Source organism: Corynebacterium variabile, assembly GCF_006539825.1.
Classification (GTDB): Bacteria; Actinomycetota; Actinomycetes; order Mycobacteriales; family Mycobacteriaceae; genus Corynebacterium; species Corynebacterium variabile.
This window is the reverse complement of the sequence record NZ_BJNT01000051.1, coordinates 1-1,500: the sequence shown is the minus strand read 5'-3', so window position 1 is coordinate 1,500 and position 1,500 is coordinate 1. Positions and strand designations below refer to the sequence as shown.

Below are 1,500 nucleotides of genomic sequence, written 5' to 3'. Positions count from 1 at the left end.
ACCACTGGCGGGCGAAAGTACCGATCGTTGAACTGTTCACCGCCGATCAGCAGGCACTCATCGCCCTGCCCGGGGTCAGCTTCGACCCGGTGCGCTACGAGACCCGTAAAGCCGACAAACTCGGCCGCATCCAGGTCGAGGGTGTGTTCTACCTGCCGGGACCGGCCTACCACGACCGGTTGATGACCGTGGGGATCCGCCATGATGTCATCGAGATCCTCGACGAAACCGACACCCCGGTGATGACCTTCGCCCGGATCTACGGTGAGCAGTCGACGACCGTGTTCAGTCCCGGCACACTGCTGCCGGCGTTGAAGGCGAAGCCTGGTTCGTGGTCGCATTCCCCCGGTCCGGGCCCATGTCCCCGACCCGGTGGCAGACTGGCTCGACACCGCGGACAACCGGTCCCGGTCACGTGCGTTCGCCGCACTCGAAGACGCCACCGCCGCTACCGACTACGCCACGGCGATGAGCGCGGCACAGTCCCTGATCACCGGTGGTGATGATCCCGGAGCCGGTGGCCTGGGGATGCTGGCCCGCAGACTCGGCGAGGGCATCGAACCGGTCGCGTCGGTCACCGACCTGAGTGTCTACGACCGGTACAACACCGGCACTGCGACCGGAACAGTCTCGGTGAAGAAGGTGGGGGCATGACGAATTCCGCCACTGCGGTGAGTGTCGATGAGGTTATCGCCGCCGGGCGTTTCACCTCGTTGACCTCGTCGGTGATCGCCGAGTACGCGGCCAACGCCACCCCGAAGCAACGCGAACACCTCCACGGCCTGTTCACCGCCGAGCATGCCTCACGCAAAGCCGCCAGGCAGTCGAGGTTGCTCAAAGCTGCGCGCCTGCCGGCGATGAAATCGCTGGACGGCTACGACTTCACGCAGGTCCGGCTACCGGACGGGTTCGGCCGTGACCAGCTCACCGGCCTGGACTTCCTCGACGGTGGTGGTGACCTGGTGTTCTACGGTGACGTCGGTACCGGGAAAACGCATCTGGCCTGCGCATTGGTCGCGCAGGCGTGTCGGACGGGAATCCCGGCGAGGTTCTTCACCACCGCCGGGTTGGTCAGTCACCTACGTCGGGCGAAAGAGGCAGGACGGTTGGACAAGGAGCTCGCCGGCATCGGGAAGAACCGCCTGCTGGTCATCGATGAGTTCGGGTACCTGCCGATCGACGCCGACGGTGCACGGTTGCTGTTCCAGGTCATCGCCGCAGCGTATGAGAAGCACTCGTTGGTGATCACCACGAATCTGGAGTTCGCGCGGTGGGGGTCGGTGTTCGGTGATGACACGATGGCCGCTGCGGTCATTGACCGGATTGTGCATCACGGTCGACTGGTGCTCTTCACCGGCAGTTCGTACCGTGTGACGCACTCGCTGATGACGTGAGTGGAGGTTCTGTGGACATGGTGGCGTGTCCGCTGTGCCGGTTTTCGTGTCCACAGTGCCGGTTTTTCGGTGTCCTTCGTGCCGACGAAAAATTGACAGAACACAA

At 63.9% G+C, this 1,500-nt stretch carries 2 protein-coding genes and 1 pseudogene; all 3 read left to right on the top strand.

Annotated elements, in window-relative coordinates; genetic code table 11:
* Positions 1-503: pseudogene (locus tag CVA01_RS14700) on the top strand (hypothetical protein); the annotation flags it as partial.
* Positions 469-654, top strand: a complete 186-nt coding sequence (locus tag CVA01_RS15385) for a hypothetical protein (protein WP_244938329.1) — start codon at positions 469-471, stop codon at positions 652-654. The pseudogene CVA01_RS14700 and the gene CVA01_RS15385, both read left to right, overlap by 35 nt.
* Positions 651-1,394, top strand: coding sequence for an IS21-like element helper ATPase IstB (istB, locus tag CVA01_RS14695; protein ID WP_014010414.1), 744 nt, complete (start codon positions 651-653; stop codon positions 1,392-1,394). The genes CVA01_RS15385 and istB overlap by 4 nt, the downstream gene beginning before the upstream one ends.
* Positions 1,395-1,500: the final 106 nt, after the last annotated feature.